The organism is Brevibacterium sp. S111 (assembly GCF_004745075.1).
Classification (GTDB): domain Bacteria; phylum Actinomycetota; class Actinomycetes; order Actinomycetales; family Brevibacteriaceae; genus Brevibacterium.
Map to the genome: position 1 here is coordinate 283773 of NZ_RHFH01000002.1, position 25708 is coordinate 309480.

General features: G+C 65.1%; 27 protein-coding genes and 1 pseudogene. 18 read left to right on the forward strand and 10 right to left on the reverse strand.

Features of this window, described 5'->3' with window-relative positions; translation table 11 throughout:
- The 5 genes from EB836_RS03605 to rplI all read left to right on the forward strand — a co-directional run bounded on the left by EB836_RS03605 (nt 1) and on the right by rplI (nt 3213).
- Nucleotides 1-1395, forward strand: a complete 1395-nt coding sequence (locus tag EB836_RS03605) for a hypothetical protein (protein ID WP_205683293.1) — start codon at nt 1-3, stop codon at nt 1393-1395.
- Between the two features lie 108 nt (nt 1396-1503).
- The gene (rpsF, locus tag EB836_RS03610; RefSeq protein WP_025779601.1) at nt 1504-1794 is read left to right on the forward strand and encodes a 30S ribosomal protein S6; all 291 of its coding nucleotides are present in this window, start codon (nt 1504-1506) and stop codon (nt 1792-1794) included.
- Between the two features lie 34 nt (nt 1795-1828).
- Nucleotides 1829-2461, forward strand: coding sequence for a single-stranded DNA-binding protein (locus EB836_RS03615; protein ID WP_135537717.1), 633 nt, complete (start codon nt 1829-1831; stop codon nt 2459-2461).
- A gap of 37 nt (nt 2462-2498) precedes the next feature.
- A complete protein-coding gene (gene rpsR / locus EB836_RS03620; protein ID WP_135537718.1) occupies nt 2499-2738 on the forward strand; it encodes a 30S ribosomal protein S18 in 240 nt (79 codons plus the stop codon).
- Between the two features lie 16 nt (nt 2739-2754).
- Entirely contained in the window at nt 2755-3213 is a 459-nt protein-coding gene (rplI, locus tag EB836_RS03625) for a 50S ribosomal protein L9 (RefSeq protein ID WP_135537719.1), read from the forward strand.
- A 178-nt stretch (nt 3214-3391) separates the two neighbouring features.
- On the opposite strand, the gene EB836_RS03630 is transcribed toward rplI, so the two are convergent.
- Nucleotides 3392-3952: a DUF488 domain-containing protein gene (locus tag EB836_RS03630; protein ID WP_135537720.1), complete on the reverse strand. Its 561-nt coding sequence runs from the start codon at nt 3950-3952 to the stop codon at nt 3392-3394.
- Nucleotides 3949-4167: a DUF2945 domain-containing protein gene (locus EB836_RS03635; RefSeq protein WP_135537721.1), complete on the reverse strand. Its 219-nt coding sequence runs from the start codon at nt 4165-4167 to the stop codon at nt 3949-3951. Before EB836_RS03635 ends, EB836_RS03630 begins: the two co-directional genes overlap by 4 nt.
- Before the next feature lie 157 nt (nt 4168-4324).
- Between EB836_RS03635 and EB836_RS03640 the strand changes: the two genes are divergently transcribed.
- Nucleotides 4325-4960: a DUF1345 domain-containing protein gene (locus EB836_RS03640; protein WP_135537722.1), complete on the forward strand. Its 636-nt coding sequence runs from the start codon at nt 4325-4327 to the stop codon at nt 4958-4960.
- Between the two features lie 23 nt (nt 4961-4983).
- Here EB836_RS03640 and argE read toward each other — a convergent pair whose 3' ends face one another.
- The 3 genes from argE to EB836_RS03655 all read right to left on the reverse strand — a co-directional run bounded on the left by argE (nt 4984) and on the right by EB836_RS03655 (nt 7866).
- On the reverse strand, nt 4984-6159 hold the full coding sequence (gene argE, locus EB836_RS03645) for an acetylornithine deacetylase (RefSeq protein WP_240689574.1): 1176 nt from the start codon (nt 6157-6159) through the stop codon (nt 4984-4986).
- A gap of 346 nt (nt 6160-6505) precedes the next feature.
- On the reverse strand, nt 6506-7366 hold the full coding sequence (locus EB836_RS03650) for a class I SAM-dependent methyltransferase (protein WP_135537724.1): 861 nt from the start codon (nt 7364-7366) through the stop codon (nt 6506-6508).
- Between the two features lie 59 nt (nt 7367-7425).
- Nucleotides 7426-7866 carry a hypothetical protein gene (locus EB836_RS03655; RefSeq protein ID WP_135537725.1) on the reverse strand — a complete coding sequence of 147 codons (441 nt, stop codon included), beginning with the start codon at nt 7864-7866 and terminating at the stop codon, nt 7426-7428.
- Nucleotides 7867-8094: 228 nt separating this feature from the next.
- On the opposite strand from EB836_RS03655, the gene EB836_RS03660 reads away from it, so the two are divergent.
- Nucleotides 8095-9411 (forward strand): DUF445 domain-containing protein, encoded by a 1317-nt coding sequence (locus EB836_RS03660; protein WP_135537726.1) that lies wholly within the window; start codon nt 8095-8097, stop codon nt 9409-9411.
- Nucleotides 9412-9518: 107 nt separating this feature from the next.
- On the opposite strand, the gene EB836_RS03665 is transcribed toward EB836_RS03660, so the two are convergent.
- The gene (locus tag EB836_RS03665) at nt 9519-9914 is read right to left on the reverse strand and encodes a VOC family protein (RefSeq protein WP_135537727.1); all 396 of its coding nucleotides are present in this window, start codon (nt 9912-9914) and stop codon (nt 9519-9521) included.
- Nucleotides 9915-10086: 172 nt separating this feature from the next.
- Between EB836_RS03665 and EB836_RS03670 the strand changes: the two genes are divergently transcribed.
- From EB836_RS03670 to EB836_RS03700, 7 genes are all read left to right on the forward strand, one after another.
- A complete protein-coding gene (locus EB836_RS03670) occupies nt 10087-10863 on the forward strand; it encodes an ABC transporter ATP-binding protein (RefSeq protein ID WP_135537728.1) in 777 nt (258 codons plus the stop codon).
- Between the two features lie 8 nt (nt 10864-10871).
- A complete protein-coding gene (locus EB836_RS03675; protein WP_240689575.1) occupies nt 10872-12284 on the forward strand; it encodes an ABC transporter permease in 1413 nt (470 codons plus the stop codon).
- 11 nt (nt 12285-12295) lie between these two features.
- Nucleotides 12296-13678 carry an FtsX-like permease family protein gene (locus EB836_RS03680; protein WP_135537730.1) on the forward strand — a complete coding sequence of 461 codons (1383 nt, stop codon included), beginning with the start codon at nt 12296-12298 and terminating at the stop codon, nt 13676-13678.
- A gap of 200 nt (nt 13679-13878) precedes the next feature.
- Nucleotides 13879-15216, forward strand: a complete 1338-nt coding sequence (dnaB, locus tag EB836_RS03685) for a replicative DNA helicase (RefSeq protein WP_135537731.1) — start codon at nt 13879-13881, stop codon at nt 15214-15216.
- 46 nt (nt 15217-15262) lie between these two features.
- A complete protein-coding gene (locus EB836_RS03690; protein ID WP_135537732.1) occupies nt 15263-15922 on the forward strand; it encodes a hypothetical protein in 660 nt (219 codons plus the stop codon).
- Nucleotides 15923-15964: 42 nt separating this feature from the next.
- The gene (locus tag EB836_RS03695; RefSeq protein ID WP_135537733.1) at nt 15965-16885 is read left to right on the forward strand and encodes a LysR family transcriptional regulator; all 921 of its coding nucleotides are present in this window, start codon (nt 15965-15967) and stop codon (nt 16883-16885) included.
- A gap of 69 nt (nt 16886-16954) precedes the next feature.
- Nucleotides 16955-17458: an SRPBCC family protein gene (locus tag EB836_RS03700; RefSeq protein ID WP_135537734.1), complete on the forward strand. Its 504-nt coding sequence runs from the start codon at nt 16955-16957 to the stop codon at nt 17456-17458.
- 84 nt (nt 17459-17542) lie between these two features.
- Here the strand turns inward: EB836_RS03700 and fdxA are convergent, their stop codons facing one another.
- The 4 genes from fdxA to EB836_RS03720 form a co-directional block, all read right to left on the reverse strand.
- Nucleotides 17543-17863: a ferredoxin gene (fdxA, locus tag EB836_RS03705; RefSeq protein ID WP_135537735.1), complete on the reverse strand. Its 321-nt coding sequence runs from the start codon at nt 17861-17863 to the stop codon at nt 17543-17545.
- A gap of 81 nt (nt 17864-17944) precedes the next feature.
- Entirely contained in the window at nt 17945-18580 is a 636-nt protein-coding gene (locus EB836_RS03710) for an HAD family phosphatase (RefSeq protein WP_135537736.1), read from the reverse strand.
- A 155-nt stretch (nt 18581-18735) separates the two neighbouring features.
- Nucleotides 18736-18924 carry a hypothetical protein gene (locus EB836_RS03715; protein ID WP_205683294.1) on the reverse strand — a complete coding sequence of 63 codons (189 nt, stop codon included), beginning with the start codon at nt 18922-18924 and terminating at the stop codon, nt 18736-18738.
- A 373-nt stretch (nt 18925-19297) separates the two neighbouring features.
- Nucleotides 19298-19501 carry a cold-shock protein gene (locus EB836_RS03720; RefSeq protein WP_062240453.1) on the reverse strand — a complete coding sequence of 68 codons (204 nt, stop codon included), beginning with the start codon at nt 19499-19501 and terminating at the stop codon, nt 19298-19300.
- A gap of 547 nt (nt 19502-20048) precedes the next feature.
- On the opposite strand from EB836_RS03720, the gene EB836_RS03725 reads away from it, so the two are divergent.
- The 4 genes and pseudogenes from EB836_RS03725 to fdnG form a co-directional block, all read left to right on the forward strand.
- Nucleotides 20049-21137 (forward strand): LCP family protein, encoded by a 1089-nt coding sequence (locus EB836_RS03725; RefSeq protein ID WP_240689576.1) that lies wholly within the window; start codon nt 20049-20051, stop codon nt 21135-21137.
- A 95-nt stretch (nt 21138-21232) separates the two neighbouring features.
- On the forward strand, nt 21233-21661 hold the full coding sequence (gene trxA, locus EB836_RS03730) for a thioredoxin (protein WP_135537738.1): 429 nt from the start codon (nt 21233-21235) through the stop codon (nt 21659-21661).
- Nucleotides 21658-22347, forward strand: coding sequence for a class I SAM-dependent methyltransferase (locus EB836_RS03735; RefSeq protein WP_135537739.1), 690 nt, complete (start codon nt 21658-21660; stop codon nt 22345-22347). Before trxA ends, EB836_RS03735 begins: the two co-directional genes overlap by 4 nt.
- Before the next feature lie 158 nt (nt 22348-22505).
- Nucleotides 22506-25673 (forward strand): annotated as a pseudogene (gene fdnG, locus EB836_RS03745) (formate dehydrogenase-N subunit alpha); the annotation flags it as partial.
- Nucleotides 25674-25708: the final 35 nt, after the last annotated feature.

The following is a 25708-nucleotide window of genomic DNA, read 5'->3' on the forward strand; positions in this document are numbered from 1 at the left end:
ATGCCCTCGAAGCCCAGTACCCGGATCGCCGAGCCTCTGCTCGGCGGTCCGGTCGGCATTCACCTCGGTGTCGCCGGTCGCCGGTTCCGCAGCGCGCAGGCGTACGCCTTCGCAGCAGTCCTCGGTGTCACCACTTTCCTTGCCCTGGCACTGCAGGGGCCGTGTCTGAACTCGGGATACGAACAGCCCGCCGCCTCGGCGAGGATGTGCGCGGGCCCCCTCTCAACGGCCTTCGCCGGTGACGTCAATCCCGAAGTGCTCGGCCGCTCGCACGGTGGTGCGGGAGCATTGGCACCACTCGAGGCCCGCCTGGTCGACCTGCTCCACCTGGTCACGAACGACGTCTCACTGTTCATGGTCGTCGTGCTCCTGCTCAACACCGCCGGGATCGCGGCCCTCGGTGCGGGACTGCTCGTCCTCGCCCGCGAACGCGCCTGGCTGATCGCGGTTTTCGCCTCCCCGCTCATTCTCTTCACCCTCGGCTCCACACTCGACCCGCTCGCCCTAGCCCTGAGCATTTGGGCGATGGTCCTCTTCACAGGCTCTCCGCCGGTACCTCCGCGCGGCTGGCCGGCCGGCGTGCTGCTGGGCATCGCGGCATTCATCAACCCGCTCGCCCTGCTCGTCCTCCTCGCCCTCGCCGTGGCCGGGCCGCACCCGGCACGGGGACTTCAGCCACGGGACCCGCGGATGATGCTCGCCGCGGCCATGATCACCTCGGCGCTTCTGCTCGTTATCGACCGCACGGCTGTCGACCGGGTCATCCACTGGTACTCCGATGCTGTCGACGGCGGCTCCTTCGCCTCGATTCTGCTCATGGCCGACCTCGGCGACACCGCACTGTGGGCCCCACTGTGGATCATCGCCAGCGGCGGAGTGATCCTCGCCGTGGCCACCGCCCTCCACATGGTGCGACGCACCGGCCTCGACCCGGCCGTGTCCGCGTGCCTGCTCATCGGAGGCTGCCTGCTCCTGGCACCGGGCCTCATGCCCTGGGACAGCCTGTGGCTGCTGCCGTTCGTCGCCCTGTCCATCCGCCGCTGGTGGGTGCTCATCGTCTGGACCCTCGCCGAGGCGGTCTTCGCCGTCGGCATCCGACTCGGCGATGTCTCCGGCTACGAACTCGACGAGGGCCTCGATCCCGCCTTCGTCGCGCTCTTCGCCCTGCTGCGACTCCTCGCCCTCGTCCTCGTCGTCATCATGGCCGGGGAGAACCTCTACCGGCGACGGATCCGCGGCCGCACGGCGACGGCGGGGCCGCCTCGGCGAGGGGAGGAACCTCGACACACGCCTACGGCCGACGCCGACGCAGGGTACGGGGGCCATCAGGACGCAGGCCGTAAGGCAGACCACGCGGACGGACATGACAGCTCGCCGATGCGTCGACTAGACTAGCGAGGTCTGTTCCCATTTCGTGACCAGCACGGAAGCGGCACGGACATGCATATACCCTCCTGCCATGGACCGACCATGGCCGCAAAGACCAGAGGAGGTGGGTGACATATGCGTAAGTACGAGCTCATGCTCATTCTTGACAACGACCTCGAAGAGCGGACGCTGGCTGACACCGTGAACAACCTGATCAAGGTTGTCCCGGCTGAGAACGGCACCGTCGACAACGTGGACATCTGGGGACGTCGTCGCTTCGCGTACGAGATCCAGAAGAAGTCCGAGGGCTACTACGTCGTGGTGGATTTCCACGCCGAGCCTGCAACGACCAAGGAACTCGATCGTCAGCTCGGACTCAACGAGTCCGTTCTGCGCACGAAGATCCTCCGCCCGGACGCCAAGTAAGGCATCTAAGCTACCTCGCTTCAAGGAGCATTCAATGGCAGGCGAAACAGTCATCACGGTCGTCGGGAACCTGACCAGCGATCCCGAACTGCGCTTCACACCCAATGGTGCTGCAGTCGCAAACTTCACCGTGGCCTCGACGCCGCGTATCTTCGACCGTCAGGCCAACGAGTTCAAGGACGGGGAAACCCTGTTCCTGCGCTGCTCGGTATGGCGTGAAATGGGAGAGAACGTCGCCGAATCCCTGCAGCGTGGTACACGGGTCGTCGTTCAGGGCCGTTTGAAGTCCCGGTCCTTCGAAACCAAGGAAGGCGAGAAGCGCACCGTCATGGAGCTGGATGTCGACGAAGTCGGCCCCAGCCTGCGACGCGCCACCGCCCAGGTGACGAAGAACACCCCCGGCGGCGGAGGATTCTCCGGCGGCGGCAACTTCGGCGGAGGCCAGGGCGGAGGCGGCCAGCAGGGCGGCTTCGGCAACCAGCAGTCCTCCGGATGGGGCAACAACCCCCAGCAGGGCGGCCCCCAGGGCAGCCAGCAGGGTGGTCAGCGCCAGGGCGGCTACGGCCAGGGCAACAACGCACCGGGCAACGATCCGTGGGCATCATCGAACCCGCAGAGCGGAAACGGCGGCTGGGGCAACCCGGGCGCCGACGAACCCCCGTTCTGATCCACGTCTGAAGACATTTCGTTAACAGGAGATACTCATGGCCAAGCCAGAGATCCGGAAGCCTATCAAGAAGAAGGCTAATCCGCTCAAGAAGGGCGAAGCGGCGACCATCCACTACAAGGACACCGCTACGCTCCGTAAGTTCATTTCCGACCGCGGCAAGATCCGTGCACGTCGCGTCACCGGTGTGACCGTGCAGGAACAGCGCGTCATCGCAAAGGCTGTCAAGAACGCCCGCGAGATGGCACTTCTGCCCTACTCGAGCTCAGCTCGCTGATCGGAGGGAAAGAAATATGCCTAACCGCAAAGTGATTCTGAACCAGGAAGTCGACGGCCTCGGTGCCGCCGGCGATGTCGTCGAGGTTCGTGCCGGATACGCACGCAACCTGCTGCTGCCCCGTGGCTGGGCTTCGGCCTGGAGCGCCGGCGCCGAGAAGCACATCGAGTCCGTCCGCAAGGCCCGTCAGGCCAAGCAGATCGCCGACCACGATGAGGCTGTCAAGGTCAAGGGCGAACTCGAGTCGTCCACGGCTCGCATCGACATGAAGGCCGGCAAGAACGGTCGCCTCTTCGGCGCCGTCACCCCGGCTCTCGTGGCCGAAGCGCTGCAGACGGCAATCGGGCACGACTTCGATCGTCGCCAGGTCGCTCTGACCGAGCACGTCAAGACCCCGGGCAGCTACAACGCTGTCGTGCGCGTCAACGACGAGATCACCGCGAAGATCAAGTTCGAGGTCATCGGCAAGGCCTGATCGGCCCCATCCGTTGATCCGGACGTGGCGAGAGGGCTGCCCGGTCCGTACCGACCGGCACGACCCTCCCCACACCACCGCCGAGGCGGCACCTGTATTCAGGTGCCGCCTCGGCGCGTCTGTCAGGGTTTGCGGCGTCCGCTGGAGCGTGCGGCGTCGGTTGGAGCAGATCGGCCCTTCAGGCATCGGCCGGATAGGTGACGCGTGCATCCTCATCGAGCACCGCCCCCGCACTCAGCTTCGCCGCATCGATATGGTCATGGCCGAGCACGTGGGCGACCTTGAGCCCACGGCCGAGCAGCTGATCGGCGATGATCCTCCGGTGGCAGCGCCACCACACGGCTTCTGAGCACATGAGCGCACATCGTACGTCCTCACCCCAGTCGACGAGGGTGTCGAGGTCCGTACGGAACTCCTCGGACAGGCAGTGGTCGGCGTAGTTGTGGAAGCTTCTGTTCTGCCACCAAGCGTTGACGTCGAACGGCACCGTGCGGCTGACCGGTCGCCGGCCGGTCAGTCCCTCGAGGCGCCGCAGCTCGATCCCCGCCTCGGCGAGGTCGGTCTCAAGGGTGTCGGCGTTGAACTGGGGATTCCGGTTCGATCCTGGGAGTTTGCGGACGTCGACGACCACCTCGGTGCCGGTGGCCGTGAGGAGATCGATGAACTCGTTCAGTTCACGATTCGAATGCCCGATGGTGAGAAACTCGGATTCCCTTGCCGCGGGGGTCGGGTCGGTCATCGCTTGTCGATGCGGTGAAGTGCGCTGCCCTTGTGCGCGGCGATGTGGTCGGTCTTATCGCTGCGGATCTCGTACTGAGGTTCGTCCGGCGATGCCCGGCGGTTGTGCCCCTTGTACTCGAAATCCGAGGTGTGGACCTTGGTGATCGTACCGGAGACCTCGCCCGCTTCCGAGTTCCATCCCACGTGATCACCGACGTTGAATTCGGATCCCATGCTGCCTCCTCGACCTCGATGGCTGTGTTCCCATCCAAACACGAAGGTCGACCGAAGGGAACCAGGTGTCTCGGGATCCTCGCTTCCGGCTGACGGGCCGGTGTGCAACAGTGGAAGGGTGGCCCGCCGATCACCGGCATGAGCGAACGGAGAGTCCATGAACAGGCTGTTCATCAGCGCTGGCAACCGATTGGTCGCCTCGATCGTCCTCGGTCTCGTCGTCGGCGTCGTCATCGCGCTGGTTGAAGCCGCCGCATTCGCGACACTCGTCGGGATCACCGTTGTCACCACGACCTTCGTCATCCTGGGCACGGTAGTGCTGCGGCCCATGGACGCCGAGGCGACTCAAGCGAATGCGAAGCGGGAGGACTTCCGGCCCATCATCGACGAGGTCGTCGTCACCGTCGCCCAGCTGCTGGGCATCGGCGGCATCGTCGGTCTGCTCATCATGGGAGGATCCGATGCCGGACCCCTGCCGGCGGCGATCGCCCTCCTCGGTGTGTTCATGTCCTGGGCCGGCCTGCAGCTGCTCTACTCCGCCCGGTACGCCTTCTTATACTTCGACGGTGACGAGCCGGCGGGCATCGACTTCAACACGGATGTCCCGCCGAGATATCTGGACTTCCTCTACTTCGGGTTCTCCGTGGGCATGTCCCTCGGAGTGCCCGATACGAGTGTGTCGACCACTGAGATCCGGGCCGTGGTGCTGCGCCACAGCCTCCTGTCCTACATCTTCAACGCCGTCATCCTCGCCACGGCGATCAACCTCGTCGTGGGAGTGTTCATCGACTGAGTCCGCGGGAGGCGTCGGGGAGCTCAGTCAGTGCGGAGATCGGCGATGAGGGCGTCGATGAAGGATTCGCAGGCGGCGATCTGCTCGAGTTCGATGAACTCATCGGGAGCGTGCGCCTGGGCGATGTCTCCGGGCCCGCAGACGACGGTCGGGATGCCCGCGTTCGAGAACAGCCCCGCCTCGGTGCCGTAGGTGACCTTGTCATCGGTGGCGATGCCGCCCCAGTTCGCGGCGAGGTCGACGATGTCGGCATCGGCGGGGGTCTCGCAGCCGGGGGCACCGGCTTCGATGGTGAAGTCGACGCCGGCGGTGTCGTTCTCGGCCGCCATCTGGCGACCCAGGCGCTCGGCTTCGGCGCGGAAACGGGCGATGAGCTCTTCCCGATCGACCGAGCCCAGCGATCTGAACTCGAACTGCACGCTCGCCTCGGCGGGGATCGTATTGACGGCGATGCCGCCGCTGAACGTGTTCGCCGTGACCGAGGTGAACGGCACGACATAGGCCTCGTCGAAGGGTCCCTCGGTGCGGAATTCGGCGGCGACCGCGTGGACGAAGGCGACGAACTCGGAGGCGTAGGCGATGGCGTTGACGCCTTCGGGAGTGAGCGAAGAGTGAGCGGCCACACCGTGGAAGTCGACGCGGAAGACGTTCATCGACTTGTGACCGCGGATGACGCGCATGCTCGTGGGTTCGCCGACGACGCAGCCGCGAGGTGCCAGCTGCGCCTCGGTGATCGCTTCGACGAGGGACACCGCACCGACGCATCCGATCTCTTCGTCATAGGAGAAGGCGAGGTGGATGGGTTCGCGCAGCTTCGCGGCCGCCAGGGTCTCGAGGCGGGAGAGGATGACGCCGACGAAGGACTTCATGTCCGCACTGCCGCGGGCATAGTACTTTCCATCGCGGATCTCGGGTGCGAATGGGTCCGATGACCAGTCCTGGCCGTCGACGGGGACGACATCGGTGTGACCGGAGAGGACTACTCCGCCGGTCTTCGTGCCGTCGGCGGCGGGGATGGTGGCGAGCAGGTTGGCCTTCGTGCCCTCGGGATTCGGGATCCGCAGGAAGGTGATGCCGGCGGCTTCGAGGCGGGCTTCGACGTGCTCGATGAGCGGGAGGTTCGAGTCCCGGCTCGTCGTGTCGAACGTGATGAGATCGGTGATCTCGGAGATGGTGGCCTCGGCGGGCTGAGCTGGCACGACTGCTCCTGACGGTCGGATGCTGATGGCGTCGATCCGGTCGTCTCGCTGAGTCTGTGGCGCAGAGCCCGTGCGGCCCCCGGCGCAGGACAGCGGTGACCAGACCCCTCTCACTCTACGGGTCGGGCTTCGCCAGCGCGCCACCGGCCCAGTGCCTGGACGCGGAGCACCCCGGCCCGGTGCCCGGACGTGGAGCATGCTGGACCGTCAGCGTCACAACCTCCCGGCAGCCGCACAGCCTCCCGTTGCACCGGTGCGTTGTGGCGGTAAGAGTCCGGCGTGGCGGGAACGGTGAGGGATGCTCAGCCCCTGGCAGGGGTGTGTCGGGCGTGCGAGCGGGAGACCTTCAGACCCCAGCGAGGATCAGCAGGGCTTCATTTCGTGCTTCGAGTCCGTCGTCAGGGATTTCGGCCGACAGCTCTTCGCGCATGACCGCTCGCTTCACCGGATCCATCGTCAGCTGAGCCGAGTAGGTGAACAGCATCGAGAGCCAATTGTGCCTCGAATACCAGAGGTCTTCGGCGAAAACGGATTCGTGCGGCGTGAAACCGGAGGCGCGCAGCTGTGTGAGGGCCGGATGCTCGACAGCTTCGAAGTTGCCCGCGGTCTCTGCCGTGCCCGGGCCCGCTGGCGTGCTCGGATCCGCTGGCGTGCTCGGGTCCGCAGCAGTGCCCGGAATCGGTGCAGCACCCAGACCCGCGGTCGTGCCCTCGGCGTGGAAACGAGCGGAGATCGCATCGAGCCGGTCGCGGAATTCACCCTTCGGTTCGATATCGTTCCAGGCCAGGGCCAGTTTTCCCGCGGGTTCGAGCAAGGTGCGGATTCGCGGCAGAGCAGCCATCGGGTCTACCCAGTGGAAGGACTGTCCGAAGCTGATGAGGTCGAACATGCGGCCGTGTGCCTCCCACTCCTCGAACGTCGAGATCTCCACTTCGAGGCCCTTGGACCTGGCGACCTGTGCCATCGCGGTGTCCGGTTCGACCGCGAGGATCTCAGCCCCTGCGTCCCTGAGCTGAGAGGCGAGGATGCCGGTTCCCGAACCGACGTCGAGGATGCGCGGGTCGCCCGTGCGAGACTCGGCGGTCGCCCTGGCCGCCTGCATGATCTCCGTGATGAGTGGGGCAGGATACTTCGGCCGGTAGGCATCGTAGTCTCGGGCCACCTCGCCGAAGGATTCCGCCCGCTCACGATCCTCGAAATACTCCATCCATCGAGCCTAGCGTTCATCGGCGGCTCGGAGCCGCCTCGGCGAGTTGGAGGTTCTGATCAGATACTGATCGACTCTGGCTCGGAGAACTCCGCGAAGCTCAGCTCGTCATCGGTCGGGGCCAACTCGAGATAGCTGGGAATGTCGTCGTCGATGAAGAGCAGGAGCATCGCCCCGGATACATCGGCAGTGAGGACGATGCGATCCGACCAGTCCCCGTCGCCGCCCTGGTCGTTGCGTTTGTCATCGTCGGTGCGATGTCTGGGGCGCATGCCGATGCTCGGGCAGATGCCGCAACCACATTCATTTGTCACCAGCACCTCGCCGAGGCTGTTCTCCCAGGTCTGTCTCTGTTCGGCCGTGATCGGCACCGGTGGGTCCCAGGCGTCTCGCTGCTGAGAAGTGAAGTTCGCGTAGTCCGATTCGTCGGGAGAGGTCGTGGCACAACGGATGATGAACAGCGCGACACTGTGTTCTCGGGCGGTCAAGGGGCGGGCCATGGTGGCACTTTAACCCGATTGACGGCGCGCGGGGAGCTCTTCTCCTACAGGCAGGGGCTCAACCACCCGGTGCAACGGGGCGCTATGTCGGTAACGGGGCGTTGTGCGGTCAACGGTGCGTTGTGTGGCCGGCGCTCGGACTCCCCGCCGAATTCCCAGGTGAGAATCCGCCTGCGGATGCGGGGTGAGGGCCGTGGTTTCGCTAAAGTCGTTGAGCAGGGGGTAACGATGTCGATCGAGAAGACACCATCCGTTCCGCGCTTCGGTGCGGCAGGTGGAACCGGCGGGCCGGCCGAGCTCACGGCCGAAGACCAGGAGCGCGCTCGCGGGCTGAAGAAGATGCGCACACTCGCGCTGTCCCTGCTCATCCTGGCCACGCTCATCTTCCTGTCCACTCATCTCTTCACCGACAACACCGGTGTCTGGGGTTTCGTCTCCCGCGCCTCGGAAGCCGCGATGATCGGCGCGATCGCCGACTGGTTCGCCGTCACCGCGCTCTTCCGCCACCCCCTCGGCCTGCCGATCCCGCACACCGCGATCATCCCGCGCAAGAAGGACACCCTGGGCGCGAGCCTCTCGGCCTTCGTCGCCGCGAACTTCCTCCACGCCGAGGCGGTGTCGACGAAGATCCGATCCGCCGAGGTGTCTCACCGGGTCGGAGAATGGCTGGCCAAACCGGGCAACCGTGACATCGTCGTCGACCGTGCCGCAGGCGGGCTCGAGTACGTGCTCGCGCGCATCGACGATGACTCGATCGCGGCACTGACCAGGAACGTCATCATTCCCAGGCTCGTGGCGACCCGCAAGACACCGGTGCTGGCACAGCTGCTGCGCCAGATCGTGCTCGACGGAGCCCACCACAAACTCGTCGACCTCATCATCGCCGAGGCGTACACCTGGCTGCGCGACAATCCGCAGGTCATCGACGAGATCGTTCACAACCGGGCACCGTCCTGGGTACCCGATTTCGTCAACGAACAGCTGGCGAACCGGCTCCAGCGTGAGGTGCTCGGCTGGGTCGCCAACGTCCGCGACGACGAATACCACAAAGCCCGGCAGGCCCTCGACGCCTGGCTCGTCGACCTCTCCGACGACCTCGACTCCGAGACCTCGCTGTCACAGCGAGCCGAGGTCATCATCAACGACCTGCTCAGCCAGGACGGGGTCATCGAATCGGTGCTCGAGATCTGGACCTCGCTCAAGGCGCTGCTGCGCGAGGCGATCATCGACAGTGACGGTGAAGTGCGCGCCCGCATCTGGCAGCTCATCGGTGAATTCGCCGACCGGCTGCAGTCCGACTCGGATTTCTCCCGCCGGATCGACGATCGGATCGCGACCACGGCCGGCGACCTCGCCGAGAGCTTCGGCCCCGAAATCGCCAGCGTCATCTCCGACACCATCGAACGGTGGGACGCGAAGGAAGCCGCCGAACGCATCGAACTCTACGTCGGCCGCGACCTCCAGTACATCCGCATCAACGGCACCGTCATCGGCGCCCTCGTCGGCCTCCTCATCCACACCGTCATCGTGCTGCTGCCGGGGTGAGCTCAGAACAGGGCGGGTTCTGACGGCGACTTGGACAGAGCTGTCCGATGAACTCAGGGATGCGCGGTTGCCGAGTGCGGCATTGCTGACCCCGTACGTGCTCGGCGTCAAGCGCCGTCGGCCTGGTGGACGAGCTGGATGAGATTGCCGACCGTGTCGTCGAGGACGGCCGTGGTGATCGGACCCATCGTGGCGGGCTCCTGAATGAACGTCACTCCGAGGCTCTTCAGGCGTTCGTACTCGGCCTGGACGTCGTCGACAGCGAACTGATTCATCGGGATCCCATCGGCCACGAGCGCCTCGGTGAAGGGTGCCACCGCGGGGTGCGAATTGGGTTCGAGGACGATCTCGACCCCATCCGGCTCCTCCGGAGAGACCACGGTCAGCCACCGGGGACCGCCCATGTCGATGTCGTGTTTGACGGCGAAACCGAGCTTGTCGGTGTAGAAGTCCAAGGCCTTCTGCTGATCGGTGACGAAGATGGATGTCCAGTTGATCTTCATGATGGCTCCCCGGTGGCAAGGCTTGCGTCTGCTCAGACGATGACGTGGTGTGAGGAGATTATCAAGTCCCGAACCCGACTTCGGCTTTCCTTCAACAGAAGTTGGGTTTTCCCCTCCCCACCTGTGGGATGACTTCATGGCCGACACAGTGCCCGGGAGAGAGCATAGAGACATGACTTCTTCACAGACCCCTGCACAGCATCTTCCCTCCATCATCACTGCCGGCGGCGTCACCAAGCACTTCAATCAGACCTATGCGCTCGCCGGCATCGACCTCACGATCGGACTCGGCGAATCCCTGGCGATCATGGGACCCTCCGGTTCGGGCAAGACCACCCTCCTCCACTGCCTGGCCGGCATCATCCATCCCGATGACGGTCGCATCCGCCTCTCGCCGACCGACCGCAGTGCGGCCGCGGACATCACCTCGCTCAAGGAATCCGGTCGCACGGCCCTGCGCCGCGAAGTCTTCGGCTTCGTCTTCCAGCAGGGACTGCTCCTGCCCGAGCTCACCGCCCTGGACAATGTCGCGCTCGCCGCCATGCTCGCCGGAATGAACCGCTCGGACGCCACCAAGCATGCACGGGCCTGGCTCGATCGCCTCGGCCTGGCCGAACACGTCAACAAACGCATCGGACAGCTCTCCGGCGGGCAGGCCCAGCGAGTGGCGATCGCCCGCGCCCAGGTCACCCAGCCCGTCGTCACGTTCGCCGACGAACCGACCGGCGCCCTCGACTCGCGCACCTCCGCCGAGGTGCTCACCGAGCTGCTCGACTCCACGACGGGTCGGGGATCCACACTCGTCGTCGTCACCCACGATGAGAACGTCGCCGCCCGCTGCTCCCGCATCGTCAGGCTCGCCGACGGTCGCATCGTCGCCGACTCCGCACTACAGGGCACCACCCACCAGGCCCCGGCTCACCAGCCCCGAGTCCAGAACCACGGATGAGGGCACCGATGAATCTCCTTCCCATCCTCCTGTCCCGACAGTCCCTGACCTCGACGACGGCGAAGCTCGTGGGCATCGCCTTCTTCTCCTGCTCGACGATCTTCCTCACCGTCGCCGCCGGTGCCTGGGCGTTCACCGACCGCCCCGAAGTCACCGGCTACTCCGAGGTCGCCGAGCTCTACCAACTGCTCGCGGTCTTCGCCACTGTCTTCCTCATCGTTCCCGCGGTCAGCCTCGGAGTCGCCTCGGCGAAACTCAGCGCACGTCGCCAGGACGAGCGCCTCTCGACGCTGTCACTGCTCGGCGCGAAACGCAGCACGATCCGCCTCATCGCCGTCGCCGAACCCTTCATCCCCGCCGCCATCGGCATCGTCTTGGGCATCGGTGGCTACTTGCTGCTCGCCTGGCCGCTGAGCCTCGTGACCTTCACCGGCCAGCCCCTGGGATACCAGTCTCTGCTCATGCCGGTCTGGCTGCTCGCCGCCGTCGTGATCGGTCTCGTCCTCGTCTGCCTGCTGGCCTCACTGCTCGGCCTGCGCAAGATCACCGTCTCCCCGCTGGGAGTGCGCACCCGATCCCTCGAGCGGAAGTTCCCGCTGCTCCGGGTCATCACCGCCATCGTGCTCGTCCTCGTCGTGGCCACAGCCGTCTTCGTCTCCACCCAAGTCGAAATGGCGGTCACGGCCACCATCATCTCGAGCATTGCGACAATCGGTCTTGCCCTCCTGCTCATCAGCGTCATCGGGGTGCTGTGCATCCGCATCCACGCGGGGATCACGGCGAAGATCGCCCGCGGTCCCGCCTCGGTGATGGCGGCCGGAGTGATCGCCGACGCCCCTGGACAGTACTGGCGGCGGGTCGCCGGGCTGGCGATGATCACCTTCATCGCCGTCGTCGGCGGGGCGGGCACCGCGATGATGCGCAGCGGTCAGGGCGACCTCACCGCGGAGGAGCGCGCCGTCATGGGCCCGTACCAGTACCTCGGCGACGACATCTTCACCGGCCTCCTCCTCACCCTGGCCATCGCCTTCGCCCTCGTCATCGTCTCCGCCACGATCAATCAGGCCGCAGACATCCTCGACCGGGCCGGCACCTACCGCGAGCTCCACGCCGCCGGGATGCCGCAGGCGATGATGCACCGGGTGACCGTGAACGCGGTGATGTCTCCGATCCTCCTCGTCACCGTCGTCTCCCTGCTCCTCGGAGGACTGCTCGCCGGTCTCATGGCCTCGGCCGGCGACCTCGGCGATCCCTTCACCATCGGCGTCGTCACCATCGTCCTCGTCGCCGGAGTGGCGATGGTGTGGTTGGGTCTGCAGTTCACACGACCCCTCGTCCGCCGAGTCACCGAGGCGGAGCCCGAGAACCGGACCCCCGCCGAGGCGGCCGCGCAGGCTTCCCCGACACTGACCCGGGCCTGAGAGGAGATCCCTTGTCCACTTCATTTCGCACCGTTTCCCTCGTGCTCGGGCGTCGGTCGCTGACCTCGCCGACTTCCGTGCTCGTGGCAGCAGCCTTCTTCGCCTGCGCCACACTGTTCCTCACGGTGGCGGCGGGTGCCTGGATGTTCTTCCAGATCCCACCGAACCCGGACCCCGCCGAAGCGGGATTCGACATCATGTACAAGACCCTGGCCGCGTTGGCCACGGCACTGCTGATCATCCCCGCAGCGACTTTGGCCTCGGCTTCGGCCACCCTGTCGGCCCGCCGCCAGGACGAACGTCTGTCGACGATGTCGCTGCTCGGAGCCGAACGCAGACAGATCACGGCACTTGCCGTGGCCGAACCTCTCATTCCCGCCCTGGTCGGGATCGTTCTCGGCGTGGTCGGCTACCTGGGCCTGGCGCTGCCGGTCAGCTTCATCCACTTCATGGGCCGGCCCATCGGGTACGCGAACATGCTCATGCCGGCCTGGCTCGTCCTCACAGTGGTGGCCGGACTCGTCCTCGTCTGTGCGGGTTCGGCGCTCATCGGGCTGCGGAAGGTCGCGGTCTCCCCGCTGGGTGTGCGGACGAAGAGCCTGGACCGGAAGTTCCCCGTGGGCCGGGTCGTGGTCACGGTGCTGGCAATCTGTCTGCTGCCGGTCGTGTACGCACTGACCCAGAGCGGCGGCCTCGGCGTGGGAGTCATTCTGGCCGCAGTGGTCGGCTTCTTCGCGCTCGGTCTCATCGTCGTCGACCTCGTCGGCGGACTCCTCGTCCGCTGGTTCGCTCACCTCAGCGGCAACCGCGCGGCCACCCCTGAACGTCTCATCGCCGCCCGTCTCGTCTCCGACGAACCGAAGAGGTTCTGGCGTCGGGTTTCGGGACTGGCGATGGCCGCCTTCACCGCGGCCGTGTGCGGGTCCGGCGTGGCCCTCATGCAGCTCGGACTCGACACCGCCGATGACCCGCAGTCAGGGATGAGAGAGAGCGATATCCACCTCTTCCACGACCTCTTCACCGGAGTGCTGCTCGTCATGGGCATCGCGATCGTGCTCATCGCCGTCTCGGCGGTGATCAACCAGGTCGCCGACATCCACGACAGGGCCGACACCTTCTCCGACCTCTTCGCCGCAGGCGTCGACCCCCAGCTCATCCACCGCGCACTCGTGCGGGCCGTCATGGCACCGGCGATCTGGGTGTCGCTGCTGGCCGGAGGGCTCGGTCTGCTGCTCGTACTGCCCCTGGCCGGGGCGGCGCTCGTATTCAAACCGGTCACATTCCTCACGATCCTGCTGACCGTCGTCGTCGGCATCGTCATCATCCGTGCCGGACTGCAGCTGACGAAGCCGATCCTGCACTCCGTGGCCACGGCCGGGCGGGCTCGGGACTGAGAAGTCCGCACCGTCACCGAGGCGGCTCGCCGGGTCACGGTGGGCCGCCTCGGTGAGGGTGTCCGTCGGAGCCGGCGGACACGATCATGTCCGTGCCGGGACCTACGATGGTCGGTGTCCGGTCGCAGCGGTGGCCGGGTACAGTTGGAGCGCACCACATGGGGTGGGCGAAGACGAGGCTGTGAGGAAGAGGAACACGATTGAGCAACGACCAGGGCTATGACGGTCTGAGGACCCCGCCGCAGGACGTCGAGGCCGAGCAGAGTGTGCTCGGTGCGATGCTTCTGTCGAAGGACGCCATCGCCGACTGCGTCGAGACGATGAAGGGCGACGACTTCTACAAGCCCGCTCACGAAACCATCTACGAGGCGGTCCTCGACCTCTACTCCCGCGGCGAACCCGCGGACTCGGTGACAGTGGCGAACTACCTGACGAAGACCGGCGACCTCGCCCGCGTCGGCGGTGCCGCCTATCTGCACACTCTCATCTCTTCGGTTCCGACCGCGGCCAACGCCGGCTACTATGCCGCGATCGTCAGCGAACAGGCCGTGCTGCGCCGCCTCGTGGAGGCCGGCACCCGCATTGTGCAGATGGGCTATGACGCCGAAGGCGACACCGACGACGTCGTGAACTCCGCGCAGGCGGAGATCTACAAGGTCACCGAACGTCATACCACCGAGGACTACGTCATCCTCTCCGACATCCTCGGCGAGGTGGCTCAGGAGATCGAGCGCAACGGCAACACCGACGGGCAGACCGCGGGCGTGCCCACGGGCTTCGTCGAATTCGACAACCTCACCAACGGTCTGCACCCGGGCACGATGATCGTCATCGCCGCCCGCCCCGGTGTCGGCAAATCGACGTTGGCGCTCGACTTCATCCGCTCTTCCGCGATCCACAACGATCAGGCCGCTGTGTTCTTCTCACTCGAGATGGGCAAGAACGAACTCGTCATGCGTCTGCTCTCCGCAGAGTCGGAGATTCCGCTGCAGAACCTGCGTCGTGGCGAGCTCAGCCCACACGACTGGACGACCTTGGCCGCGACCGAAGCCCGCATCAACAGTGCCCCGCTGTTCGTCGACGATTCGCCGAACATGGCGCTGACCGAGATCCGCGCGAAATGCCGCCGCCTCAAACAGCAGCACGATCTCAAGATGGTCTGTGTCGACTACCTGCAGCTGATGTCCTCGGGCAAGCGCGTCGAATCCCGTCAGCAGGAGGTCTCGGAGTTCTCCCGGTCGCTGAAGCTGTTGGCCAAGGAGCTCGAGGTACCCGTCATCGCGCTGTCTCAGCTCAACCGCGGCAGCGAACAGCGCACCGATAAGCGGCCGATGATCTCGGACCTGCGTGAGTCCGGTTCGATCGAGCAGGATGCGGACCTCGTGCTGCTCATCCACCGTGAGGACATGTACGACAAGGAACACGAACGTGCCGGTGAGGCCGACATCATCGTCGCCAAGCACCGTGCCGGTCCGACGATGGACATCCCTGTGGCGTTCCAGGGCGCGAAGTCCCGGTTCGTCAACATGCCGCAGTGATGAGCAGTGCCCGGATGGGCAGCGCCGGAAGGAAAGGAATGGCGGCGTGAGGGACCGACGTCGGAATCGGGGCAGCCGGAACCCCCTGAGCATCGTCATCGTCGGCGCCGTCTTCCTCATCGGCACCGGAGTGGTCTTTGCGATCGGCTACCTGATTCCGTCCGCGCAGCTGCTGACCATCGTCCTCGGGGTCCTCGTCTTCGTCGGAGTCACTTTGGCGATGCGCATGATCATGGGCAGCGCATGGGCGTATTGGTACACCGGTCCGGTCGTCGCAATCGCCCTCATCGGCACGGTGATGCTCGCCGAGGATGTGGCCCTGTCACAGTCGGGCGAAGTCACCGAGGTGGTCGTCGTTGACCACAAGGTCGAGGTGAAGACCCGGCACGACTCGAGTTCGTCCCGGTCTCGGAAGGCCTACACGCACACCTACACCCTCGAGCGCACCGACGGCAGTCCGGTCGCCGAGCCGCTCATCTACCGCGGCAAGGACGGCTTCGATGATTTCGACGAGGGCGATACGATCACGGTCCTCATCGACCCCGAGGGGACGGCACCGACCAAACCGGTCGACGACGTCGACTTGGGCAGCGATATCGGCGTCATCGTCACCGGACTGGTCGCCTCGGGGATCGTGTTCTTCATCTGCGGAATCGTCGTGCTGCTGAGATGGACGCGCTCGCCATCGCCGCAGATCGTCCGCTGAGGACACGGCACGAGGTGATCGTCTGTGCCTACTATGGCAGGCATGGACACCACCCCCAATGACCTGCTCGTGCTGCTGGCCGTCTCCCGCACGGCGAAATTCACGACAGCGGCACACCACCTGGGGCTGACCCATTCAACGGTCTCCCGACGCATCGCGGCGTTGGAGAAATCCCTCGGCGGCCGTGTCCTGGCCCGCGCCGACAGCGGATGGGAGCTCACGGAGCTCGGAGAGCGGGCCGTGGTCGTCGCCGAGCAGATGGAGGCGGCAGTGCACAGCCTCGGCGAACAGGGACAGGTGCCGGATCCGGTGGCAGGAGTGGTGCGGATGACCGCCACCGACGGCTTCAGCGCCTACGTGGCCTCTCCCGCGGTGGCCAGGCTCCGACGCCGACATCCGGGTCTGAGCGTTGAGATCGTCACCGTCACTCGCCAAGCCCTGCAGCAGAGGTCGGGGCTCGACATCGAAGTCGTCGTCGGCGAACCGCGCGTGCACCGGGCGGAGGCGGTGAAGCTCGGCGACTACGAACTCGGACTGTACGCCGCACGCGACTATCTGGCCGCCCACAGCACTCCCACCTCGGTGGACGAACTGAGCGAACACCGACTCGTCTACTTCGTCGACTCCATGCTCCAGGTCGACGATCTGGACGCACCGACGCGGCTCTTCCCCTCAATGAAAGATGCCCTGACTTCGACAAACGTCTTCGTCCACGTCGAAGCCACCCGAGCGGGTGCCGGGGTCGGATTCCTGCCGTGCTTCATGGCCGATCGCCATCCGGACCTCGTGCGCCTCTTCCCCGACACGGTGGCCGAACGTCTGCCCTACTGGATGGTGCTGCGCCCCGACTCGCTGCGCAGACCCGCCATCGCCGCGGTCGTGCAGGCCCTGCGCGACCAGACCGTCGCTCACCAAGAGGCGCTCTTGGGTCGGGGCCGAAAGACCGGTGACACGAGGGAGTGAGTCCGGCTCGGGCAGGTGCACACCGGAACGACCCTCTAGGCTGGGTGGGTGACCGAGGAAGGGAATTCGATGAGACGCACCATGCAGGTCAGCGGCAGCATTGTCATCCGTGCAGAGGCCGACGCCATCTGGGCGCAGGTGGCCGATCCGACGCAGATGCCCCGGTGGAGTCCGGAGAACACCGGTGCCAGCACCCGCGCGGATGCACGCCCGTTGTCGGTGGGCGAGGTATTCGAAGGCACCAACCGGCGGGGCCGCGCGAGGTGGGTGACCGAGAGTGTTGTCATCGATTCCGTGCCGGGCCGGCGGTTCGCGTTCACGGTGCGCAAGATCGGTCCCCGTTCGCCGTCTCTCGAAGGCAGCAATGCCACGTGGTCCTATGACTTCGAGGACCTCGGCGGAGCGACGCGAGTCACCGAGACCTGGAACGATGATCGCACCGGCTGGCCGGATTGGGTGGCCGCGGTCTTCGATCGTGTGGTCACGCGCGGGCAGTCCTTCTCGGACTTCCAGCGCATCAACATCTACCGCACGCTCACCGCGATGAAGGACGAGTTCGAACAGGGAAGCTGATCGGTCCCGCGCAGCACCGAGGTCCTGCCCGCAGACGGCGACTGGGAATGGGTGGAACGCATCCTGCCGTCGTCGCCCGGCGAATCACTGGTTCTGCGGCGGGAGGGCGGAGACGAGCGGATGGTCCTTGTCGATCACGCCCATGCCGGCAGCCCCGCCCGGGGAGCCGATGTCGTCGAAGAACTCGACATTGGCCTTGTAGTAGCTCGACCACTCCTCGGGCACGTCATCTTCGTAGAAGATCGCCTCCACCGGGCAGACCGGCTCACAGGCTCCGCAGTCGATGCATTCGTCCGGATGGATATAGAGCATCCGTTCGCCTTCGTAGATGCAGTCCACCGGGCACTCATCCACACAGGCACGGTCCTTCACGTCCACACAGGGTTGAGCGATCACATATGTCATACTGGCCACGTTAGGCCCTGCGACTGAACTTCGGCTCAATGCGAAGCGTGCTCTGCCCAGGCGGAGTTGCTCTGGTTCTCGTCAGCGGTTCGTCGGTTCCAGCAGCTCCAGACCAGCCAGATCCCGGCGCAGGGACTGTGCGTCGGTGAAGACGAGACCGATGAATCCGAGCTTCCGTGCGGCTTCGATGTTCGACGGCAGGTCATCGACGAAGACGGTCCGGCTCGGGTCGAGGTCGAACCGCTCGGTGAGCACGTGGAAGATCGCCGGATCGGGTTTGATGAGCTTTTCGCGCCCGGAGACGACGACGTCTTCGAGCTCATTGATGGCCGGTGCCGCTGCAGGGGCATGGTGGAAGGTCTCGGCCGCCCAGTTCGAGAGGCCGAGCAGTCTGGTCCCTGAGTCCTTGAGCTCGGCGACGACCTCGGCCATGCCCTCGACCGGACCGGTCAGGGACTTCTCGAAGCGCTCGTAGTAGAGGGAGATGATCTCGCCGTGGCGAGGGTCCGTCGCAGCGGCCCGCGCGACGATCTCGGCGACCGGAACGCCGGCGTCGGAGGCGGAGTTGAGGGCGGAGAAATCCGCTTCGGCGGCGAAGTCGCGCCATTCTTCGGCGCTCATCCGGTCAGCGAGCGGACCCGACTGGTCCCATCCGATGAGGACGTTGCCGAGATCGAAGACCACGGTCGTCGGAATGGAGGAGTCGGGCTGAGACATGAGGGCACCACCTGTGTGATCGGATTCGCTGAGTCACAACCCACGCTACCGGGTGCGGTGAGTCTCGGTACCGAAGACGGCGGTGAGGCTGCTTCCGGAGGCCGGGGATGAACCGGCAGGAGGGGCCTCGGCGGGTGGCCGGGCGACTACATCAGTCATCGGCTGCGACCGTGCTCCCGGCTGCGCATGATCGCCAGAATCAGGGCGATGACGAGGAAGATCAGCGAGAGTCCCCAGAAGAGGACGGCGAAGTTTGTCAGCGGCGGAATATGCGCCGCGACGTGGCACGCGGTGACGAGGAGCAGCAGGGCGATGATCCAGCTCAGCCGACGTCCTCTTCTCATCATGCCTCCGCCCCCGTCGTGTGTCTGAGCACTCCTGTGATCGTTGCCACGACTGTAGAAGTCGCAACAGTTATATGTCAACGTTCCTTGGCCTATGGTGGGCGCTGGACCGACGGCGCAGCAGCTGAGAGCTCGGTTCCGCACGGACAGACCATGAATTGCACGGACCGGATATGAAGAGCGCGGACCGGGCATGAATAGAGCGAAGCACCGAGGCAGCTGACTGCTTCGGTGCTTCGCTGGTGGAAACCATCCGACCGCGACTGGTGACCGATGAGACGATCACGACGGTGCCGAAAGCGGAGGGTCTCCGATGAATCTCAGAAGTCTCGAGAGAGACCTGTGATGTCTCTGATGAGACTCACAGTGAGTCTCAGAGGCCGCGGACGCGAGTCGCCTGCAGGCCCTTGGAACCCATCTCAGAGTCGAACTCGACGTTCTGACCCTCGGTGAGCTCACGGTAGCCGGAGGCTTCGATCGCGGAGAAGTGGGTGAACACGTCAGCCGAACCGTCGTCAGGCTGGATGAATCCGAAACCCTTTTCCGCGTTGAACCATTTCACGGTACCTGTTGCCATAATCTTTGTATCCTTATTTTTAGCTGATGACCGCTGGTGCGGTCGTGATGGTCGGACCCGTGACCGGGTCCGGCTGTTCACACCTGCAGAGCCTGGAGCTGATCGACAGTGCCGAGCAGCCGTTGGTCTGATGGTGTGACTTCTCGTTGGACGAACCGAGTGTCGTACGCGGATCCAACGAAAAACTGTGGTGAAACCGAAGCTCCGGAATTCGTGCTGATGTGAAAAATCCTTGTCTCAGGCGAAGAAGCGGAAAGCTCGGTGACGATAACGCACTCGAAGGTGCTGGATTGAAGTCGAGGTACGACTGGACTGAAAAGTGAAGAGAAAGTATGAGAAGCGCGGATGGTAGACACGCGCTGATTCGGCGACTGCAGGGCGCGGAGCGAATCTACCTACGCTCGCAACGCCACACGTTCCGCACAGTGTCGTACAGGAACAAATCCATTCTAACAGAGTCTGGACGGCTTGAATGACGGATTGCACTGAGAACCTGTGTTTAGGATTGTATGCAATCTGAAACAGAGTGAAATGAAGGAGTGCAGGTTTGCCGGAGATCGGACCGCGGCGTCAGCGTCGTCTCGCCATGAAGTACCGACGCCGCCGCACCATCGTGGCCCTGATCGCGGTCATGGTCATCGCAGTTCCGGTGACGATCGTGGCGGTCGTTCACAACCTCAGTTCCAATATCAGCTCCTCGCCCCTGCGTGCCGGAGAGGAGAGTGCCGTGCCCGAGAAGCTCACGGACGAGACGAATGTGCTCATCCTCGGTTCGGACACGCGAGATCTCGACTCCGGGAACGCCGAGGACGACGGCAGCACCGGCGAGGGCATGGGTGTCGAGGACGGCGGGCACGGAGCCGCCTCTTCGGGATACGGCACGGCCGAAGGCGCTCGCAGCGATGCGATGATCCTCGCCCACATCTCGGCCGACACCTCCCGCATCGATGCTGTTCAGATCCCGCGAGACACGATCATGGACATCCCCGCCTGCACCGACACCGGCTTCGGAGCCTCGAGCGCCGTCCACGGAATGATCAATTCCGCCCTCAACTCCGGTCCCGCCTGCTCGGTCTCCGCTGCCGAAGCCCTGACCGGCGTGCGCATCGATCACTTCATCGAGGTGAATTTCGACGGTTTCGCGACGATCGTCGATGCCCTCGGCGGGATCACCGTCGATCTCGACGAACCGCTCAAGGACTCCAAGGCCCAGCTCGACCTGCCTGCCGGTCACCAGACCATCGACGGCAGCGATGCCCTCGCGCTGGCTCGCACCCGCCATGCCGTCGGCGACGGCAGCGACATCTCCCGCATGGGCAATCAGCAGATGGTAATGGAATCGATCATCGACCGGGCCAAGAGCGCGCAGGTCCTGTCACGTCCCGACCGCCTCTACAGCTTCCTCGACGCCGTCACCTCTTCGCTGAGCGTCGACGAAGAACTCGACTCGGTTTCGGCATTGGGTTCCTTGGCCTCGACGGTCTCCTCGGTGCCCGAGGACGCGATCACCTTCGCGATCATGCCCTGGACGAAGGCTCCTGAGGACCCCAACCGGGTCGTCATCGCCCCCGAGGCGGATGCTGTCTTCACCGCCATCGCCGAGGACGAACCGATTGTGGACCTCGCCCTGGACTGAGTTCGTGACAATACAGAGTGCGCGGAGCATGCCGTCCAGGAGAAATGCCAACCCCGTCCAGACATCATTCATCCTCGGCTCCTAGACTGACCCGCATGTCTACGATCGAAATCACTCAGGACAACTTCGAATCGACCATCAACGACAACGAGATCATCCTTCTCGACTTCTGGGCCGATTGGTGCGGCCCGTGCAAGCAGTTCGCTCCGGTCTTCGAACAGGCCGCAGAGGCCAACCCCGACATAGCCTTCGGCAAGATCGACACCGAAGCCCAGCAGCAGCTGGCCGGCCTCTTCGCGATCTCCTCGATCCCGACGCTCGTCGCCTTCCGCCAGGGAATCGTCGTCTTCGCTCAGCCGGGTGCGCTCGCCGCACCGCAGCTCGAGCAGGTCATCACCGCCGTCAAGGGCCTCGATATGGACGAAGTCCGCGCCGAACTGGCCAAGCAGGACGCTGCCGCCTCGACCGAGGCCGCGGACGACGGCCCCGATTCCATCCCCGCCGATCCGGGCGTCGACCAGTGACCGAATCCATCGCTGTCCCGGATTCCGTGGCGGCCTGGGAAGAGCGCTACTCCGAATCTGACGACCCCGTGTGGTCGGGCAGCCCGAATGAAGCCCTCGTGGCCCTCGTCGGTGACATGGCGCCCGGCCGCGCCCTCGACGTCGGCTGCGGAGAGGGTGCCGATGTCGTCTGGCTGGCCGAACACGGCTGGGACGCCACCGGAATCGATCTGTCGACCACGGCCATCGACCGTGCCCGCAGGGCCGCCGACGACCGCGGAGCGAAGGCCGACTTCGCCGTCGCCGACATCTCCACCTGGGCACCGGAGTCCGCATCATCGGAAGACGCCGATCGCCGAGGCGGCTTCGACCTCGTCACCGGATTCTTCCTCCACACCCGGTTGCCCGACACCCGGGAAGAGCTGCTCGCCCGGGTCGCCGAACATGTGGCACCGGGCGGTGCCCTGCTGCTCGTCTCCCATGCCACGATGCCGCCGTGGGCGGCCGAACACAATGAGAAGCTCGACCACGGGATGGACCACCACCGCGAACCGGTGAGCCCGAACGGAGACTTCGCTCTGCTCATCGGTGCCAGCCCCGATCGCTGGGAGATCGAACTCGCCGAGACCCGGACCCGACAGGTGACCTCACCGGACGGCGAACCCGCCGAACTCGATGACGCCATCCTGCTCGCTCGCCGGGTCTGAGCCGGTCCCTTCCCGGGGCCTGAACCCAAGCTCTTTCCGCCTGAGCCGAACGGTCGTCACCGACCGCTCGACTCAGGCGGTCTCACCTTGCAGGACGCGGTGATTCCACTGCGGCTCGCCTGATGCATTTTCCGCATGTGAGGGTCTATGGTTGAGCCATGGCTCGGTTCAGCTTCCTCGAGTGGCCGGTACTCCGGCAATTCCGCACCTCGGACAAGACGGGACGCGGAGAATCTGTCGTGTCCCAGAAGACCCGAGACACCACCCCGCGCACGGCTACGGCCGATAAGGTCGTCCAGTCCGTGTGCCCCTACTGCGCCGTCGGCTGCGGACAGAAGATCTTCGTCAAGGATGACAAGGTCGTGCAGATCGAAGGCGACCCGGATTCGCCGATCTCGCGTGGACGTCTCTGTCCGAAGGGAGCCGCCAGCGAACAGCTGGTCAATGCCAACGGACGCGTCACCGAGGTCCTCTACCGCGCTCCGCGTGCCAAGGACTGGCAGAAGCTCGATCTGGATACGGCGCTCGACATGGTCGCCGACCGCTTCATCGAAGCCCGCCGCAACCATTGGGAGGACGTCGACGACAAGGGACACCCCCTGCGTCGCACGATGGGCATCGCCAGCCTCGGCGGGGCGACCATCGACAACGAGGAGAACTACCTCGCGAAGAAGCTCTACACGGCGGCGGGCGCGATACAGATCGAGAACCAGGCGCGCATTTGACACTCCGCCACGGTTCCCAGTCTGGGAACCTCGTTCGGGCGAGGCGGCGCCACACAACCCGTCCAGGATATGGCGAATGCGGACTGCATCATCATCCAGGGATCCAATATGGCCGAGTGCCACCCCGTGGGCTTCCAATGGGTGACCGAGGCCAAGGCCCGTGGTGCCCGCATCATCCACGTCGATCCTCGCTTCACCCGCACCACTGCGATCGCGGATAAGCACGTCCCGATCCGGGCGGGCTCGGACATCGTGCTCCTCGGTGCGCTCATCAACCGTGTGCTCAGCGACGGTGCGTACTTCGATGAGTACGTCCGCGCGTACACCAACGCGACGAATCTCATCAGCGAGAACTATCAGGACACAGAAGACCTGGACGGACTCTTCTCCGGGTTCGACCCCGAGACGAACTCCTACGACAATTCGACCTGGTCGTACCAGACCGATGAGTCGGGGGCGCCCATCACCGATGAGACCCTGAGCGACCCGCGCACGGTCTTCCAGATCCTCAAACGCCACTACTCGCGCTACACGCCTGAGATGGTGGCCGAGAACTGCGGCATCAAACCGGAAGACTTCGAATACCTCGTCGAGTCGGTGACCCGGAATTCGGGGCGCGAACGCACCACGTGCTTCGCCTACGCCGTGGGCTGGACCCAGCATTCGCTGGGCGCCCAGTTCATCCGCACCGCCTCGATCCTCCAGCTGCTGCTGGGCAACATGGGTCGTCCCGGCGGCGGCATCATGGCCCTGCGCGGACACGCCACGATCCAGGGTTCGACCGATATACCGACCCTGTTCAACCTGCTGCCCGGCTACCTGCCGATGCCCAGCGCCGGAGTCCATGAGACCTTCGACGACTACGTCAAGGCGGTGGGCACTCCGGAGACCCACAAGGGCTTCTGGGCGAACGGACGCAGCTATGCCACCAACCTGCTCAAAGCGTGGTGGGGCGATGCCGCCACGCCGGAGAACGACTTCGCCTACGACTACCTGCCGAAGATCAACGGTGCCCACGGCACGTATCAGACGCAGGTCCGCATGCTCAACGACGGTGTCGACGGGTACTTCCTGCTCGGCCAGAACCCGGCCGTCGGCTCGGCCAACGGGCGGATGCAGCGCATGGCGATGAGCCACCTCAAGTGGATAGTCGTCCGCGACTTCCGTCTCATCGAATCCGCCACCTGGTGGAAGGACGGCCCCGAGATCGCCAGCGGTGAGCTCAAGACCGAGGACATCGAAACCGAGATGTTCTTCATGCCCGCGGCCAACCACACGGAGAAAGCCGGCACCTTCACCCAGACGCAGCGTCTCGTGCAGTGGCGGCACAAGGCCGTCAACCCACCCGGCGATGCGCAGAGCGAACTCGACTTCTTCTTCGAACTCGGCAAACGGGTGCGCGAGAAGCTGGGGGACTCCGACGATCCTCGTGATCGTCCGCTCCTCGACATGACCTGGGACTACCCGGTCGATGAGGAGGGTGAGGTCGACGCCGAATCCGTGCTGGCCGAGATCAACGGCTACTACGTCGGCGGTGACAAGGACGGACAGCCGCTCGATAACTTCAATCAGATGACCGACGACGGCACCACCGCAGGCGGCTGCTGGATCTACGCGGGAATCTATTCAGGCGGCGAGAACATGGCCGCCCGACGCAAGCCCCGAGCCGAGCAGGACGAGACCGCCGCCGAATGGGCCTGGGCCTGGCCGGCGAACCGACGGATCCTCTACAACCGCGCCTCTGCAGCACCCGACGGCACACCCTGGTCGGAGCGGAAGAAGTTCGTGTGGTGGGACGAAGAGACCGGAAAGTGGACGGGCAAGGACGTCCCCGACTTCCCGATCGACCGGGCACCCTCGGCCCGCTCGGATCAGCCCTACGGCGGACCCGCCAACCTCGACGGGGACGATCCGTTCGTCATGCAGGCCGACGGCAAGGGCTGGCTGTTCGCGCCCAGCGGCATGGTCGACGGGCCGATGCCCACGCACTACGAGCCGCAGGAATCCTCGGTGGCCAACCCGCTCTACGAGCAACAGTCGAGCCCGACACGACTGGTGATGCGCAGGGAGGACAACCTCTCGGCCCCGGCCGCAGGCAATCCCGGTTCCGAGGTCTACCCGTACGTGTTCACGACCTACCGCCTGACCGAGCACCACACCGCAGGAGGAATGTCGCGGTGGCTGCCCTACCTCTCGGAGCTGCAGCCGGAGATGTTCTGTGAGATCTCCCCGGAGCTCGCCGCCGAGGTGGGACTCGAGCCCTACGGATGGGCGACGCTGGTCTCCCCGCGCGCCGCCATCGAGGCCCGCGTGCTCGTGACCCGGAGGATGACGCCGTTGACGGTCGGCGGGAAGACCATCCACCAGATCGGCCTGCCCTACCACTGGGGCGTCGGCGGAGACGCCACGGTCGAAGGTGACTCCGCGAATGATCTGCTGGGCGTGACGATGGACCCCAATGTGTTCATCCAGAACAGCAAGTACGTGGCCGGCACGATCATTCCGGGACGCCGTCCACGGGGTCCGGAGCTCGTCGATTTCGTCGAGAAGTATCAGCGTGAGGCGGGTCTGAGCCCGGAATCGGGCAATCAGCTGGTCACGGTCTCCGATGACGTCGTCGCCGAGTCCCTGGCCGC